Here is a 15,168-nt window from a genome sequence, read left to right on the forward strand (position 1 = left end):
AAACCACTAAATGTATGAACTTGTCTATAAGATCCACCCCGAAATTGTGTCAGAAATTGTGTCAGAAATTGTTTCAACGAAAGGCCCCCTTGACAGTGTTATCCACCAGCGTGAACCCGTCCCTCGATCAGGCGGAGCTGGCGCATGCGCAGCAGGTTCTGAACAAGATCTCCCGCAGCTTTGAACACAAGGTGGTGGGACAAACCCGGTTACGGGAAACCCTGCTGATCTCCCTGATGACCGGGGGCCACGTCCTGTTGGAATCCGTTCCGGGCTTGGCGAAGACCACGGCTGCACAGACCCTGGCAGAATCAGTCAGCGCACTGTTCCACCGGATCCAGTGCACCCCGGATCTTTTGCCCAGTGACATTGTTGGCACCCAGATTTACGACGCCGCCCAAGGCACCTTCGCCACGCAGCTGGGCCCCGTGCACGCCAACATTGTGCTGCTGGATGAGATCAACCGCTCCAGTGCCAAGACACAATCTGCCATGCTCGAAGCCATGCAGGAACGTCAAACCACCATTGCTGGCCAGGTTCACCCGCTGCCACACCCGTTCATGGTCCTGGCCACCCAGAACCCCATTGAGCAGGAAGGTACCTACCAGCTCCCCGAAGCCCAGATGGACCGCTTCATGCTCAAGGATGTTCTGGATTATCCCAGCCCCGTGGAGGAAGCCGAAGTCATCCGGCGTATTGATTCCGGGGTGTTCCTAGCCGGGGCGGCGCCAGCTCCCGTGGCAGGGCTGGCAGATATCGTTGCCCTGCAGGACGCCGTCAAAAAGGTTTATCTGGACCCTGCTCTTATCAATTACATTGTGGGGCTGGTCTATGTAACCCGCCATGCCGGAGCGTACATTGACCCTGCGCTGGCCAAGCTTATTGAGTTTGGTGCCAGCCCCCGCGCCAGCATCGCCTTCACCCAGGCATCGCGTGCTTTAGCTCTGCTGCAGGGACGGGACCACGTGATCCCCGAAGACATCAAGGCACTGGCGGAACGTGTTTTGCGGCACCGGATCATTCTGGGCTTTGAAGCCGTGGCGGAAAATATTCGGGTGGAAACCTTGATTGCCGCCATCCTTGACTCAGTTCAAACACCGTAGCCTGCCGTGAGTAGCCTCTTGACTGGCGTGAAAGCAAAGATGTACATCTTTGCGCACCGCCGGGCCCGCGGTGTCCTTGACGGAGAGTACGCTTCCATTTTCCGCGGCCGTAGCCTGGACTTCGATGATCTGCGCGATTATGTTCCGGGGGATGAAGTCCGCGACATCGATTGGAAAGCCACTGCCCGGGTGGGGACGCCGCTGATTAAACGCTACGTGGCTACCCGCCGCCAACAGGTACTTTTTGTGGCTGACACTGGCCGGAACATGGCTGCAACCTCTCGCGGCGGCCAGATCAAAAAGGATATTGCCGTCATGGTCATGGGGGTCATCGGCTTGCTGGCCTGCAGACACGGTGATTCCGTGGCCCTTATCCACGGAGACTCCAACGCAACCGCCGCACTGCCCGCCAAAGGCACCGAAAGTCACGTGGAGAATGTGTTGCGCCGCATGGATGCAGCCTCAGAGGACAGCGGGCGCAGTGAGCTGTGCACGCAGTTGGAGTATGCTGCCACCCACATCAAGGCCCGCACACTCCTGGTGGTTGTTGCGGATGAGCTCGCACCCAACGAGCGCCTCGCTAAGGTGCTTCGCCGGCTCAACGCCCAGCATGAAATCCTGTGGGTAGAAATTGCTGACGCCATCTTAGCCGGACCCGGTGCTGTCCACGGCTCTGCCGGAAGGTCAAGAGGCAGCCTGGACAAGGGCGCTACGGCATCTGCGCACCCAGCATCCGGGTGGGCGGGCACCGAGGTTATAGCAACTGACGTTGAGGGGGAGCGGCAGGTGCTGCTGCTACTTGCCAACGATCCGGAACTTGCCCGCAGCTATGCCCAAGCTGCCGCCGAAAGGTCCCAGGGGCTGGCCGAGCTGCTGCGTACCCAGGGAATTGCCATGACCTGTGTGGGTGCCACAGAGCAGGTCATGACTGCTGTCTTCGCCTTGTTGGAGAGGCATCGACGTGCCCGCTGACACAACGTTCTATGCCCCCGTTGGCTACTCGGCGTGGTGGCCGCTGCTGGGGGTGGCGCTGCTGATCCTGTGCGCCGCAGCGGTGGCCTGGATCTGGGTCGCCACCAAGCCGCCCGGCACCATCGGCGTCCCCAATTTTGTTCCGCCACGGCACCCGCAGGGCGTCAAAGCCAAATACCTGGCCCTCATTGATGGGCTGCAAAACCAGCACGACGCCGGACACCTGGCTACGCGCGCAGCCCACAGTGAGCTCAGCCTGGCTGTGCGCACCTTCGTCCATGAGATGACGGGGTTGCGGACTCAGCGCATGACACTCACCGAGTTGCGTGAGCACCGCCTGCCACTGGCTGAGGAGGCTGTGGAACTGTTTTATCCGGGGGAGTTTTCCCGCACAGGAGGAGACCGCTTAGTGTCCGACTCGGCTCAGGCGGCTAGGAATGTGGTGAGAGAATGGCGTTGAAATACTGGTGGTTGCTGCCTGTGGGGCTGGCCGTTCTTGGCACTGTCCTTGTACTGCTGTTCCGGCGTGGAACGGCGCCGGTGTGGCGCCTTCCGGTGGCCCATACCGAACGGCTCACGGCCCTACCCGCCTACCAAAACGCGCTGCGCCAGCGCCGCACGTGGCTCACTGTGGCGGTTGCTGCCGTTGCGGTTTTGGCGCTCTCGCTGCTGGTGGCCGCGGCCCGGCCCGTCACGGAGCGGACAAGCATTCCTGAACAACTTAACCGGGACATCATCTTGTGTCTGGATGTCTCCGGTTCCATGTTGGATACCGATGAGGCCATTGTGAGTGTTTTTTCCACCTTGGTTGCGAACTTCAAGGGTGAACGGATTGGCTTGACCATCTTTGATTCAACGGCCGTCACAGTTTTTCCGCTCACGGACGACTATGAGTTTGTGGCGAATGAGCTCAAAATTGCGCAGAAGGCGCTGAACCCGGACGCGAGTTCGTTTGATTATTTCACTGGAACATATGAGGCGCCGGGCTCCTCTCTCATTGGCGACGGATTAGCCAGCTGCATCAACGGCTTTCCGGCAGCAGCCCAATCCCAACGATCCAGATCGGTCATCTTTGCCACCGACAACCTCTTGGCAGGAAAACCCTTGTTCAGCCTGGCGGAAGCCACCACGCTGGCTCAGAAGGACAAGATACGTATCTATTCCCTTAACCCCAACGACTTCGGCATGGAAACATTCTTGGGCAAGGCCGCACAAGGCCTCAAGACGACCTCCACCTCCACGGGCGGGGCCTACTTTGCGCTGGAGAGTGAATCTGCGGTTCCTGGAATTGTGCAAAAAGTTCAAGCCACTGAGGCGGCACTGCTCAAGGGCGCCCCGCAGCGCAGTGTGCTGGATCAACCAGGTTGGGCCTTGGGTATGGCGCTGCTTTCCCTGCTGATGATGGGTGTAGCTGGTTGGCGGCTTCGGAGATGAGCCTACTGCCGATCCTGCCCCTGTGGCTGTACCTGGCTCTGTCTCTGATGCTGCTAGCCGTTGCTGGTTTCTTTCTGCTCAAGGGGGCCACCGCCGCCCGTTGGCGCTACGCAGCCTTGGTTGTGCTGGTCTTGGTTGCTGGAGCCCGGCCCGGACTGGTGGGCGCGCCCGCACCAGTAGCGAACACCGAACTCAACGTGTACTTTGTGGTTGATGTGACACCCAGTTCAGCTGCCGAGGACTTCAATGGAAAATCTCCCCGGATTGAGGGAATGAAGGGGGACATTCAAGCCCTGGCCACCGAACTGGCTGGGGCCCGGTTCTCCCTGATCACCTTTGATAGCAAGGCCTCCGTCACGCTTCCGCTGACCACCGACGCAACAGCGCTGGCCACCATGACTGAGGTCATCTCACCCAAACCGGCCTACATCTCTCAAGGCAGCAGCATCAGCGTGGCCCATCAGCTGCTGGCCCAACGGCTGGCGGATTCTGCGAAGAACCACCCGGAGCGGCCGCGGCTGGTGTTTTACCTCGGTGACGGGGAACAAACAGCAGCTCAAGCACCCGAACCGTTCAAGGACAAGATGGAACTGATAGATGGTGGCGCTGTGTTGGGGTACGGGACAACTGCCGGAGGAAAAATGCGTGAGTACAGCTTCAGCAGTACATCCTCCGGGCCCTACATTCTGGACAAAAGCGCCAACTATGCGCCAGCGATTTCCCGTATTGATGAGAAGGCGCTGGCCGGCATCGCCTCCCAGCTGGACGTGCCCTATGTTCACCGGGAGCAGCCGGGAAACATTGCTGCGGCGTTGGGCAAGTCTGCCCCCAAGGTTTCTTCCTCGCCGGGTGGAACAGAGGTCCGTGTTGGTGCCGGGCGCACTGAATTATATTGGCTCTTCGCTTTGGCCGCTTTTGGTGTGGCCACCGCAGAACTGGCCTCACTGAGCCGTGCCCGCCGTTTCTTGGCGGCGCCCCGAAAGGACCGCGCATGAATGCCTCTTCCTCGGCAGCGCAACCCGGGCCAGTTGCACCCAGTGGGACTGCATCCAGTGGGACTGCACCCAGCGGGGCTGGCGACGCCCGGCAACGGCGGAAGAAACTGCTGCTCTGGAGCGCACCTGCCATCCTTGTCGCCGCCGTTGTTGCACTGAAGTTGCTGAGCCTGCCACTCGCCGCAGGGCAGGCCGGCGCAGCCTACGGCAGCTCTAACGCGGACGGGACCGTGCACGCCGGGCAGGCCATGGGGGTACTGAACCTGGTTGAACGGTACAAGTCCCACTTTGCCGTGGGTGATGGATATGTGCTGCGCGGCGACTTTGAACGGGCCAGGAAGGAATTTGCCACGGCCTTGGAGCTGGTCCCCGCAAAGGAGTCATGCAAGGTTCGGGTTAATTTGGTACTTAGCCTAGAGAAGTTGGGTGAGGAGGGGCAGAAGGCGGGGGACACGGCGCGTGCCCTGGAGTTCTTTGCCCAGGGCAGCGCAACTGTAGAGCAAGCGCCGCGGGACTGCTTCACCCCTGATAGTGCCAATAACAGCGACGGTGAAGGTGATGCGCTGCGGGACGCTGCGCAGCGCCTGGAGGAGAAGGCGTCCGCCTCCCAAGATGGTGGCCAGGACGGCGAAGGCGGCGAGAGTGAGCCGGGGCAGGATACGCCAGCGCCACCCGCCAGCAAGCTGGACAAGCTCAAGGAATCCGGCCAGAAAGCGCAGCAGGAACGTAGCAAGGGCCAGAAGTTGGATGAACTGCTTGAGGAAGAGCCAGAGCAGCACCCCAAGCCGTGGTGACGTGTGCGTTTTGGAGTACAGAGGGACTCTGACTGCTCACTTATTCGGTCAAGGTGCAGGATTCACTAGCTTCTCCGAATGTAATTGCTGAAATATTCCGTAAAGGCGCGTAGTAATTCGATCATGAATTTGCGCCGCATGTCACGGGGTGCTTATATTTGGTGCACGTTATCTCCTCAACGTGTGTCAGCGACCTTCGGATTAATCGAGGGTGTGGGTGCCCCCATGTGGGTCTGACATTTGCTCGCGGATCACGCCCGCTCGCTGTTGCTCTCTAGACAGCTCCGGGTGGTCTGCGCCGCTTTCTTCGAAAATGTGATTGTTGCTGCCTTCCGGTGTTCTAGACGCTTGGGGCAGCAGCGGCCAACCCATCCTCAAGGACCCAGCAAATGTCTCCACCGAGCCTGATACAGGTATCGGCGCCAGCTTCACAAAGTGCGCCGATAGCCCTCTCTTACGAACTCTTTCCACCCAAGAATGCGGCCGCGGAAGCCACGCTGTGGCAAACCATCCGTGAATTGGAAAGCACCAATCCGGACTACGTCTCCGTCACCTACGGTGCCAATGGCAGTAACCGCAACACAGCAGTGGAACTCTTGAACAGGCTCCTGACGGAAACCTCACTGAGACCGTTGGCACACCTGACCTGCGTGGGAAACACGGCTGATGAACTTGCCGAGATCATCTCTGAACTGCTCGACCATGGTGTGCGCGGCATCCTGGCCCTGCGCGGAGATCTGCCCCAGGACGGTCCCGCCGAACCACGGGCTGGATCCTTGGCCTACGCGCAGGACCTCATTGAGTTGATCCGCCGTGTGGAGCAGCGCCGTTCGGCGTTGCTCTGTGCCGGCAAGGTTGCTATTGGTGTGGCGGCCTACCCTGCGCGGCACCCGGAGTCACCCTCGATTGAACATGATGTGGAGGTCCTCCTGGCCAAGCAGCGCTCAGGAGCCGACTTTGCCATCACCCAAGTGTTCTTCCATGCGGACCAGTACCGCGACCTTGTGAGCCGGGCACGCCGCGCCGGGGTCAGCATACCCATCATCCCTGGTGTCATGCCGCTGACCAGCCTGCGCCGGGTCCAGCGTTTGGGTGATCTGACGGGTGTGGAACCCTGCCCCAAGCTGCTGGATAGTCTGGGCCGGGCCGACGACGCAGCACAGAGCCGCCGTGTGGGGGTCAAGGCCACAGTGGACTTGGCCCGGGCGGCCTTGGACGCTGGCGCACCCGGTATTCACCTCTACACCTTCAATGAACATGCCGCCGCCCTGGAGGTCCTGAATAAACTCGAACTACTGCGTCCGGGACGGCCCCAGCTGGGCTCCAGAAGTGCCGCATCAGCCTTGGCCTAACACCCGCCTTGGCCAAGCAGTGGCCGCTGCATCTGACTTTTTTATCTTGAAATATTTGTCTTAAAAATCTAAGGAAATTCCATGTCAAAGAACACTGCATTCCCCTCCGCCTCCCTGCTGGGCTACCCCCGCATTGGCCGCCGCCGCGAATTGAAGAAGGCCATCGAGGGTTTCTGGGCGAACAAGATCGACGCCACCGAGCTGGATGCTGCCGCCAAAGAAATCCAGTTGGGTACCGCCCGCCGCCTGACTGAGCTGGGACTGAACGAAGCAGCAGCCATTCCCGGCACGTTCTCTTACTACGATCAGGTGCTGGACGCCATCACCCACATCGGTGCCGTCCCGGCCCGCTTCGGTGAACTGCGCAACGCCGATGGCCAGCTTGACATCAACGCCTACTTCACTTTGGCTCGCGGCACGGTTGAGCAGCAGCCGCTGGAAATGACCAAGTGGTTCGATACCAACTACCACTACCTGGTGCCGGAGATTGGCCCGGAAACCACTTTCTCACTCACCTCAACCCGCGTGGTGGAGCAGTTCGAATACGCTCTGGCCAACGGCTTTGAGACCCGCCCGTACCTGGTTGGCCCTGTCACGTTCTTGCTGTTGAGCAAGGCCAGTGATGAAGCCCCGGCAGACTTCAACCCGCTCTCCCGCCTGGAAGAGGTACTGCCGGTCTACGCTGAACTGCTGAGCCGCCTCGGTGCCGCCGGCGCCTCCTGGATCCAGCTGGACGAGCCCGCCCTTGTTGCCGATCAGGATGTGCCCGTTGCCGAAATTCAGGCTGCCGTTACACGCAGCTACGAGGTACTCGGAGCAGCTGCTGGCCGCCCGCAGATCCTTGTCTCCACCCCGTTCGGTGCACTCAGTGAACTGCTGCCCACCCTGGCTGGCGCCCCCATCGAGGCTCTGCACATTGACGCCTTCAAGGGTGCCGTTCCTTCCGCGGAAGAGCTGGCCCTGCTCGCAGGCAAGACCGTTGTTGCAGGTGTAGTGGATGGTCATAACATCTGGATCAACGATCTGGCCGAATCCGCTGCGCGGCTGGATATTTTGAAGGCTGCCGGTCTAGCGGTCACCGTCTCCACCTCTACCTCCACCCAGCACGTCCCGCATGACGTCACCGAGGAAACCCAGCTCTCTGAGGAACTACGCAGCTGGTTGGCGTTCGCAGACCAGAAGGTCACCGAAGTGGTGACGCTGGCAGCGCACCTGGTGGACCCGGCATCGTCCGCGGTAGCCATTTGTGAAGCCTCTGCTGTCATCGCATCACGGGCAGTAGCCGCTGGGGTCAAGCGCCCCGAGGTCCGTGCCCGCTTGGCAGCCCTGACCCCGGCGGACTTCAACCGCTCCAACTTTGCCATCCGCGAAGCCGCCCAGGATGAGGCTCTGGCCTTGCCGCCACTGCCCACCACCACCATCGGCTCCTTCCCGCAGACCGGCGAAATCCGCTCCGCACGGGCCCGGGCCAACAAGGGCGCCATTACGGCGGATGAATACACCACCTTGATGAAGGAAGAAATCAAGCGCGTGGTGGAGCTGCAAGAAGAACTCGACTTTGACGTGCTGGTCCATGGCGAGCCCGAGCGTAATGACATGGTTCAGTACTTTGCCGAAAACCTCGAAGGCTTTAACGTTACGGTTCACGGCTGGGTCCAGTCCTACGGCAGCCGTTGCACCCGTCCTTCCATCTTGTGGGGGGATGTTACCCGTGAGAAGGCCATCACCGTTGAATGGGCGGAATATGCGCAGTCGCTGACGAACAAGCCGATGAAGGGCATGCTCACGGGCCCTGTCACGATCCTGGCCTGGAGCTTTGTCCGTGACGATCAGCCCTTGGGTGACACCGCCAACCAGGTGGGCCTGGCCTTGCGTGATGAGATCGCGGATCTGGAAGCTGCCGGCATCAAGATCATCCAGGTGGATGAGCCTGCCCTGCGCGAGCTCCTCCCGCTGCGCCGTGCCGATCAGCCCGCCTACCTGGACTGGTCCGTGAATTCCTTCCGCCTCTCCACCGCCGGAGCTGCCGACGCCACTCAGATCCACACGCACCTGTGTTACTCCGAGTTCGGTGTCATCATTGATGCCATTGACGGTCTGGACGCAGATGTGACCTCGATCGAGGCTGCCCGTTCCCGCATGGAGGTTGTCAACGACCTCGAGAACCATGGCTTTGGCCGCGGTGTTGGCCCGGGCGTCTATGACATCCACAGCCCCCGCGTCCCCGGTGCGGCCGAGGTCTCTGAACTGCTCGGCACCGCCGTCAAGCACGTGCCGGCTCGCCAGCTCTGGGTCAACCCGGATTGTGGACTGAAGACCCGTGGCTACGCCGAGACTGAGGAGTCCCTGCGGAACCTGGTTCAGGCCACCAAGGAAGTCCGCGCCCAGCTCGTCTAACACTCGCGCCTGCTCCACCGGCGAAACCTGCTCCACCAGCGTCACCCTCAGCGCCTCTGGCCTCTCCTCACGGAAAGGCCAGGGGCGCTATCCTTTTGGCCACTAGCGCACATTACCGGGGCACGTTACCAGCGGGTAACGTCCTGGTCCCGGGGAGAGGGTAGATTAAAGCCATGAGCGTACAAGAGAGTGTGGCAAGCGCCCGGGCAGTTTTCACCAGCGGCACCACGAAGCCCTTGGCGTGGCGTGTCAGTGCGTTGAAGGCCATGAATAGCATGCTCGTTGAGCACCGTGATGATTTTTCCGCAGCCCTGGCCGCAGATCTTGGCAAACACCCGGCCGAAGCCTGGCTGACAGAGATCGGCTTCCTCACCGCCGAGATTTCCCACACCTTGAAACATCTTGAGCAATGGCTCAAGCCACGCCCAGTGCCCGTACCCTTGGCGCTCCAGCCAGCACGGGCCCGCACGGTGCTGGATCCGCTCGGCGTGGTGCTGGTCATTGCGCCGTGGAACTACCCCATCCAACTACTTTTGGCCCCCATGGTCGGAGCCCTCGCAGCCGGGAACACCGTTGTGGGCAAGCCCAGCGAGATGGCACCTGCCAGCTCGGCGGCGCTGGCCCGCTGGGTCCCGGAATATCTTGACGGCGCCGTGAGCATTGTGGAGGGCGGTGTGGCCGAAACCACCGAACTGTTGGAGGAGCGCTTCGACCACATTTTTTACACCGGTAATTCTCGTGTTGGACGGATCGTCATGGCCGCCGCAGCCAAGCACCTGACACCGGTGACGCTGGAACTGGGCGGAAAATCGCCGGTCTACATTGACGAGTCAGTGGACATGATTGCCGCAGCACGCCGCATTGCCTGGGGCAAGTTCATGAACGCCGGGCAGACCTGCGTGGCGCCCGATTATGTTTTGGGCACTGACGCCGCACTGGCCAAACTTGCCAAGGAACTTCCGCTGGCCATCGAGGACCTCTACGGTACCGAGCCTGCACATAGCCTGGCCTACGGGCGGATAATCAATGACCAGGCCTTTGCCCGTATTGCCGGGTTGCTGGCAGAAGACTTAGCGGAGCACTCCGGCTCCGCCCTTGTCAGTGGCGGGCGTACGGATGCGCCCACCCGCTACATCGCCCCCACAGTGCTCCATGTGGATGCTGATGCCAAGCTCATGGAGGCGGAGATCTTCGGCCCGGTGCTGCCGCTGCTCACCGTCAATTCGGCCGCAGAGGCCATCGCCTACATCAATGCGGGGGACAAGCCGCTGGCCCTGTACGTCTTCAGCGAGGACGACGGCGTACGGGCGCAGTTCCTGAGCCAAACCTCCTCGGGCGCACTGAACTTTGGTGTCCCCGTGGCGCACCTCTCGGTGCCCGGCCTGCCCTTTGGTGGTGTGGGGGAGAGCGGCATGGGGGGCTACCACGGGCAGCACTCGGTGGCGACGTTCTCACATCACAAGGCGGTGTTGGAAAAGACATTGTTCCCGGACACGCTCGCGCTGATCTACCCGCCGTTTGGTGCGGTGAAAAAGCAGCTCATCAAACGCTTTGTGGCACCGGCCAAGAAGTTCCGGAAGCAGTAACGGCTCCTACAATGCCGAGCCAGCGCCGGATGGGCTCGCCATCACGGCTTGAGGACTCACGGTGTCCGGTCCACATGGCTGATATCCGTGACCTCTGCCAGGATGCTGGCCAGTTTGTCCACAAACACCTCGACGCGGGCCGTGCGATTCTCATTGATGAGCAGGGCAAAGATATTGCGGGCCAACCGGATTTCAGGCACGTCCAGGACTACCACGTTCTCGGGCCGGGCGGCCAGAGCCAGTTCCGGGACCAGTGCTGCGCCCAGCCCCACTCCCACCAGTTGCAGGCTGGCATTGAAATCGTCGCTGTAGGCGGCCACGCGCGGATGCAGGTTGCAGCTGGCGAAGAGCCGCTCTATCACGGCGGCGTCACTGGTCCCGGGATGGTGCATGATCCAGGGCATGTCTGAGAGGTGGGCAGCGTCCATGGTGGAGCCCGGGCGAATGCCCCAGGACGCGGGAAGGACAACACGAAAATTATCGTCGCCAATCCACTGCCGGTTCAGGCTGTGCGGCCACGCCAGCCCTGACTGACCTACCTGATACACCAGGGCCACATCCAGCTCTCCGCCCGTGCGCAAGCCACCAATGGTCTGCTGCGGTTCCCCCACGGAGACGTGGAGATTAATTCCCAGCTCCGGCCACTGTGAGGAGCCAAATAAGCGCGGCAGGACATAGGTGGCCAGCGAGGGAAAGATGCCCAGCCGCAATTCCTGGCTTGTCCCCTCAGCCGTGCGTGCGCTCGCAGCCAACAAGGCATCTATATCGGTCAGCACCTTGGTGGCATGGCGGCACATGACCAAGGCGGCTTCCGTAGGCAGGATGCTGCGTGCTGAGCGGTGAAATAAATCGACTCCGGAATCACGCTCCAGAGCTGACATCTGCTGTGAAACAGCCGACGCCGTGTACCCCAGCGCGGTGGCTGCGGCGGCAAAGGATCCGCGGCGAACAACTTCTAAAAGGGTGCGCAGGTGCAGGGGATTGATCACAGGATGGCTCTTTCTGCCGGAGCGGCTGATTCCTAAGCAAGCATAAGCAAGCATAGACGGGCTGTGGTGGTGCACATGGGCCAGCCGCCCCGGCACGACACGCCGAAATTATGAGACACGCCGCACGTTTAGTGTGCACCCAGGCTGTCCACAGCCTGTGGACAGCTCGGTTTAAACGTTGAGTTCACGGGCTTTTAATTCTCCTAGGCTGTGGACGAGCGGTGCATAAGAATGACATACTTGTAATACATCATGTAGGGGTCGGTGCTGGAGACTCGCACTACATGTAGTATCTATTACAGAATTCAAGCGGTTCTGAAAAGGGCCGCTGAAACAGCTCTAAAAAGCTGGCGAGGCCGTTGCGTGACCCGTAGCCCCCACCGACAGCGAGCATGCCGACAGAGGCAGCCACAGGCAGAAACAGACAAAGGGGAACTTCGATCATGACCGTCACGGTTTACACCAAACCATCTTGCGTCCAGTGCAACGCAACATACCGGGCGTTGGATAAAAAGGGCATCACGTACCAGAGCGTAGACATCTCCACTGATCCGGCTGCTCTGGAACACGTACTCAGCCTTGGTTACCAGCAGGCGCCCGTGGTGATCACTGATGGCGACCACTGGTCAGGGTTCCGTCCGGATAAGATTTCCGAACTTGCCGCAGCCGTCCAGGCAAACGCCGCGAGCGTAGCGTAAGTCAGGAAGTGGGCCTTTTGGGCCCGCACGAAACACATAATTTCATGTGCGGATAACGCACACATGTGGGGCTGGCCCGTCAAACGGCTGGCCCTACAACCGCAAGTAAGCAGTTGGAAAGCGAAAGCCATGTCAGCCGTTGCAGCAGAAGCCGCAGTAACAGCGATACCTTCTCGAAACACCAGCAGCCGGCTGATATATTTTTCCTCCTCCTCCGATAACACCCACCGATTCATGGTGAAGCTGGGGATGGACGCGGCACGGCTGCCGATCTACACCAAAGAAGAAACGCTTCTGGCACAAGTTCCCTTTGTCCTGATCTTGCCCACTTATGGCGGGGAAAATCGGAGCGGGGCAGTGCCGAAGCAGGTCATCAAGTTCCTTAACGTGGAACAAAACCGGAAGTTGATTCGCGGTGTCGTAGGCGCCGGGAACACCAACTTCGGGGAAACCTATTGCCTGGCCGGTGACATTGTCGCCGAGAAGTGCAAAGTACAGCATTTATACCGTTTTGAACTGATGGGTACGTCTGAGGACGTTGCCCGCGTTCGCGAAGGATTGGAAGAATTTTGGACACGATTGTCTCAGACCAAGGCACTGGCGTGAAGGCCTCCAAGGAGATGCCCGCAGCATGGGAGGGCTTGGGTTACCACGAGCTCAACGCCATGCTCAACCTGTACAACTCCAAGGGTGAAATCCAGTTCGACGCCGACCGTGCGGCCGCCCGTCAGTATTTCCTCCAGCATGTAAACAACAACACCGTTTTCTTCCATGACCTGGAAGAAAAGCTGGAATACCTCGTGAAGAATGAGTACTACGAGCGCGAGACGCTGGACCAGTACTCCATGAACTTCACCCGCGAGCTCTTCCAGCGTGCGTACAAGAAGAAGTTCCGCTTTGAGACCTTCCTGGGCGCGTTCAAGTTTTACACCTCCTACACGCTGAAGACTTTTGACGGTAACCGCTTCCTGGAGCGCTACGAGGACCGTGTGTGCATGGTTGCCCTGCACTTGGCCCGCGGCAATGAGGAACTCGCCAAGAGCATTGTCGATGAAATCATGGACGGCCGCTTCCAGCCTGCTACCCCCACCTTCCTCAATGCCGGCAAGGCACAGCGCGGCGAGCTTGTCTCCTGCTTCCTGCTCCGCATCGAAGACAACATGGAGTCCATCGGCCGCTCCATTAACTCCGCTCTGCAGCTCTCCAAGCGCGGCGGCGGCGTGGCATTTGCCCTGACTAACATCCGTGAAGTTGGTGCCCCGATCAAGCAGATCGAGAACCAGTCCTCCGGCGTCATCCCCGTCATGAAGCTCCTCGAAGACAGCTTCTCCTACGCCAACCAGCTTGGCGCACGCCAGGGCGCAGGCGCCGTGTACCTGCACGCCCACCACCCGGACATCAACCGCTTCCTTGACACCAAGCGTGAGAACGCTGATGAGAAGGTCCGCATCAAGACCTTGTCTTTGGGTGTTGTCATCCCCGACATCACCTTTGAGCTGGCCAAGCGCGACGAGGACATGTACCTGTTCTCCCCGTACGATGTTGAAAAGGTGTACGGCATGCCGTTCTCCGACATCTCTGTTACTGAGAAGTACTACGAGATGGTTGACGACGCCCGGATCAAGAAGACCAAGATCAAGGCCCGCGAGTTCTTCCAAACTCTCGCCGAGATCCAGTTCGAATCCGGCTACCCGTACATCATGTTTGAGGACACGGTGAACCGCGAAAACCCCATCGAGGGCAAGATCATCATGAGCAACCTCTGCTCTGAGATCCTTCAGGTTTCCGCACCCACCACGTACAACGATGACCTCTCCTACGCCGAGACTGGCAAGGACATCTCCTGCAACCTGGGTTCACTAAACATTGCCAAGGCCATGGATTCCCCCGATTTCGGTGCCACGATTGAGACGGCCATCCGTACCTTGACCGCTGTCTCTGACATGTCAAACATCACCAGTGTCCCCTCCATTGCCAAGGGCAACCGCCAGTCGCGCGCCATTGGCTTGGGCCAGATGAACCTGCACGGCTACCTTGCCCGTGAGCGCGTCCATTACGGATCCGTTGAGGGCCTGGACTTCACCAACATTTACTTCTACACGGTGGTGTACCACTGCATCCGTGCTTCAAACCTGTTGGCCATTGAGAATAACTCCACGTTCATCAACTTCGAGAACTCCAAGTACGCCTCGGGTGAGTTCTTCGACAAGTACACGGACCAGGAATGGCTGCCGCAGACCGCCCGCGTTGCGGAGCTTTTTGACGGCATGCACATCCCCACACAGGAAGACTGGCGTGCGCTGAAGGCTTCCGTTATGGAGCACGGGATCTACAACCAGAACCTGCAGGCTGTCCCGCCCACAGGCTCCATCAGCTACATCAATAACTCCACTTCCTCGATCCACCCGATCGCCTCCATGATCGAGATTCGCAAGGAAGGCAAGCTGGGCCGCGTGTACTACCCGGCTCCCTACCTGACCAACGACAACGTTGAGTTCTACAAGGACGCGTACGAGATCGGCTTCGAGAAGATCATCGACACCTACGCCGCTGCCACGCAGCACGTGGACCAGGGCCTGTCCCTGACGTTGTTCTTCAAGGACACCGCCACCACGCGTGACATCAACAAGGCCCAGATTTATGCCTGGCGTAAGGGCATCAAGACCATCTACTACATCCGTCTGCGCCAGCTCGCGCTGGAAGGAACGGAAGTGGAAGGTTGCGTCTCGTGCCAGCTTTAGCACCACGGAACTAAAGTGCACGACGGCGGGGGCGGCCCCGCCGTCGTGCCTTTGGCTTAAGATTGATTTGGCTCATGGAGCCACCAGAATTTAGTGAAGAGGAAAAG

Annotated in this window: 13 protein-coding genes; 12 read left to right on the forward strand and 1 reads right to left on the reverse strand. The window is 59.9% G+C overall.

Annotated elements, in window-relative coordinates:
• Positions 1–95 precede the first annotated feature (95 nt).
• The 9 genes from ABIB48_RS11940 (at position 96) to ABIB48_RS11980 (ending at position 10,633) form a co-directional block, all read left to right on the forward strand.
• Positions 96–1,103 carry an AAA family ATPase gene (locus tag ABIB48_RS11940; RefSeq protein WP_354213144.1) on the forward strand — a complete coding sequence of 336 codons (1,008 nt, stop codon included), beginning with the start codon at positions 96–98 and terminating at the stop codon, positions 1,101–1,103.
• A 27-nt stretch (positions 1,104–1,130) separates the two neighbouring features.
• A complete protein-coding gene (locus ABIB48_RS11945; RefSeq protein WP_354213088.1) occupies positions 1,131–2,075 on the forward strand; it encodes a DUF58 domain-containing protein in 945 nt (314 codons plus the stop codon).
• Positions 2,065–2,535, forward strand: a complete 471-nt coding sequence (locus tag ABIB48_RS11950) for a hypothetical protein (RefSeq protein ID WP_354213089.1) — start codon at positions 2,065–2,067, stop codon at positions 2,533–2,535. Before ABIB48_RS11945 ends, ABIB48_RS11950 begins: the two co-directional genes overlap by 11 nt.
• Positions 2,526–3,509 (forward strand): VWA domain-containing protein, encoded by a 984-nt coding sequence (locus ABIB48_RS11955; RefSeq protein ID WP_354213090.1) that lies wholly within the window; start codon positions 2,526–2,528, stop codon positions 3,507–3,509. Before ABIB48_RS11950 ends, ABIB48_RS11955 begins: the two co-directional genes overlap by 10 nt.
• Positions 3,506–4,504: a VWA domain-containing protein gene (locus tag ABIB48_RS11960; RefSeq protein WP_354213091.1), complete on the forward strand. Its 999-nt coding sequence runs from the start codon at positions 3,506–3,508 to the stop codon at positions 4,502–4,504. The genes ABIB48_RS11955 and ABIB48_RS11960 overlap by 4 nt, the downstream gene beginning before the upstream one ends.
• Positions 4,501–5,298, forward strand: coding sequence for a hypothetical protein (locus ABIB48_RS11965; RefSeq protein WP_354213092.1), 798 nt, complete (start codon positions 4,501–4,503; stop codon positions 5,296–5,298). The genes ABIB48_RS11960 and ABIB48_RS11965 overlap by 4 nt, the downstream gene beginning before the upstream one ends.
• A gap of 389 nt (positions 5,299–5,687) precedes the next feature.
• Positions 5,688–6,650, forward strand: a complete 963-nt coding sequence (locus tag ABIB48_RS11970) for a methylenetetrahydrofolate reductase (protein WP_110106358.1) — start codon at positions 5,688–5,690, stop codon at positions 6,648–6,650.
• 81 nt (positions 6,651–6,731) lie between these two features.
• The gene (gene metE, locus ABIB48_RS11975; protein WP_354213093.1) at positions 6,732–9,047 is read left to right on the forward strand and encodes a 5-methyltetrahydropteroyltriglutamate--homocysteine S-methyltransferase; all 2,316 of its coding nucleotides are present in this window, start codon (positions 6,732–6,734) and stop codon (positions 9,045–9,047) included.
• Between the two features lie 173 nt (positions 9,048–9,220).
• Positions 9,221–10,633: an aldehyde dehydrogenase family protein gene (locus tag ABIB48_RS11980; RefSeq protein ID WP_354213094.1), complete on the forward strand. Its 1,413-nt coding sequence runs from the start codon at positions 9,221–9,223 to the stop codon at positions 10,631–10,633.
• 56 nt (positions 10,634–10,689) lie between these two features.
• Here the strand turns inward: ABIB48_RS11980 and ABIB48_RS11985 are convergent, their stop codons facing one another.
• Complete coding sequence (locus ABIB48_RS11985) at positions 10,690–11,622, reverse strand: LysR family transcriptional regulator (RefSeq protein WP_110106361.1); 933 nt, start codon at positions 11,620–11,622, stop codon at positions 10,690–10,692.
• 443 nt (positions 11,623–12,065) lie between these two features.
• Here ABIB48_RS11985 and nrdH point away from each other — a divergent pair, with 443 nt between their 5' ends.
• From nrdH to nrdE, 3 genes are all read left to right on the forward strand, one after another.
• Positions 12,066–12,320: a glutaredoxin-like protein NrdH gene (gene nrdH, locus ABIB48_RS11990; protein ID WP_110106362.1), complete on the forward strand. Its 255-nt coding sequence runs from the start codon at positions 12,066–12,068 to the stop codon at positions 12,318–12,320.
• A gap of 129 nt (positions 12,321–12,449) precedes the next feature.
• Entirely contained in the window at positions 12,450–12,926 is a 477-nt protein-coding gene (gene nrdI / locus ABIB48_RS11995; protein WP_110106363.1) for a class Ib ribonucleoside-diphosphate reductase assembly flavoprotein NrdI, read from the forward strand.
• A 14-nt stretch (positions 12,927–12,940) separates the two neighbouring features.
• Positions 12,941–15,061 carry a class 1b ribonucleoside-diphosphate reductase subunit alpha gene (nrdE, locus tag ABIB48_RS12000; RefSeq protein ID WP_110106505.1) on the forward strand — a complete coding sequence of 707 codons (2,121 nt, stop codon included), beginning with the start codon at positions 12,941–12,943 and terminating at the stop codon, positions 15,059–15,061.
• Positions 15,062–15,168: the final 107 nt, after the last annotated feature.

This window comes from Arthrobacter sp. UYCu511, from assembly GCF_040547105.1.
GTDB classification, from domain to species: domain Bacteria; phylum Actinomycetota; class Actinomycetes; order Actinomycetales; family Micrococcaceae; genus Specibacter; species Specibacter psychrochitiniphilus.

What these genes read in the sequence shown, in the direction of transcription:
- nrdI (WP_110106363.1), top strand. Translation starts at nt 12,450, where the DNA reads ATGTCAGCCGTTGCAGCAGAAGCCGCAGTAACAGCGATACCTTCTCGA.
- ABIB48_RS11965 (WP_354213092.1), top strand. Translation starts at nt 4,501, where the DNA reads ATGAATGCCTCTTCCTCGGCAGCGCAACCCGGGCCAGTTGCACCCAGT.
- nrdE (WP_110106505.1), top strand. Translation starts at nt 12,941, where the DNA reads ATGCCCGCAGCATGGGAGGGCTTGGGTTACCACGAGCTCAACGCCATG.
- ABIB48_RS11955 (WP_354213090.1), top strand. Translation starts at nt 2,526, where the DNA reads ATGGCGTTGAAATACTGGTGGTTGCTGCCTGTGGGGCTGGCCGTTCTT.
- ABIB48_RS11960 (WP_354213091.1), top strand. Translation starts at nt 3,506, where the DNA reads ATGAGCCTACTGCCGATCCTGCCCCTGTGGCTGTACCTGGCTCTGTCT.
- nrdH (WP_110106362.1), top strand. Translation starts at nt 12,066, where the DNA reads ATGACCGTCACGGTTTACACCAAACCATCTTGCGTCCAGTGCAACGCA.
- ABIB48_RS11970 (WP_110106358.1), top strand. Translation starts at nt 5,688, where the DNA reads ATGTCTCCACCGAGCCTGATACAGGTATCGGCGCCAGCTTCACAAAGT.
- metE (WP_354213093.1), top strand. Translation starts at nt 6,732, where the DNA reads ATGTCAAAGAACACTGCATTCCCCTCCGCCTCCCTGCTGGGCTACCCC.
- ABIB48_RS11980 (WP_354213094.1), top strand. Translation starts at nt 9,221, where the DNA reads ATGAGCGTACAAGAGAGTGTGGCAAGCGCCCGGGCAGTTTTCACCAGC.